Consider the following 400-nt stretch of genomic DNA (forward strand, 5'->3'; position numbering starts at 1 on the left):
TTGGCAGGTCATTTGAATTTGCCCTTCCCAAAGAATGGAACAGACAGGAACAAATTCAATATACAACTGACTATATCCAAAAAACTTTTGTAGATAGAGGAATGTGCGCTGATTGGAGTATCCACGATAAAGGGGATGGCAACCCCCATGTCCATCTGCTTCTGACTATGCGTCCTTTTAACCCGGATCATTCTTGGGGAAAGAAAGAAGTCAAGGATTGGGATTTTGTCAGAGATAAAAACGGAAATATCGTGATTGATGAATCCCATCCGAACTGGTGGCAGGATAAGAAAAACCCTGACCGTCATGGAATCCGTATCCCTGTATTAGACGAAAACGGAATTCAGAAGATTGGTGCAAGAAACCGCCTGCAATGGAAACGGGTGCTGACCGATGCTAC

At 43.8% G+C, this 400-nt stretch carries 1 protein-coding gene; it reads left to right on the plus strand.

Annotated elements, in window-relative coordinates:
- A partial coding sequence (locus tag G4417_RS16620; protein WP_173684249.1) for a MobA/MobL family protein occupies positions 1-400 on the plus strand: 400 nt, incomplete at both ends.

Origin of the sequence: Blautia wexlerae, assembly GCF_013300825.1 — a bacterium.
GTDB lineage: Bacteria > Bacillota > Clostridia > Lachnospirales > Lachnospiraceae > Blautia_A > Blautia_A wexlerae_B.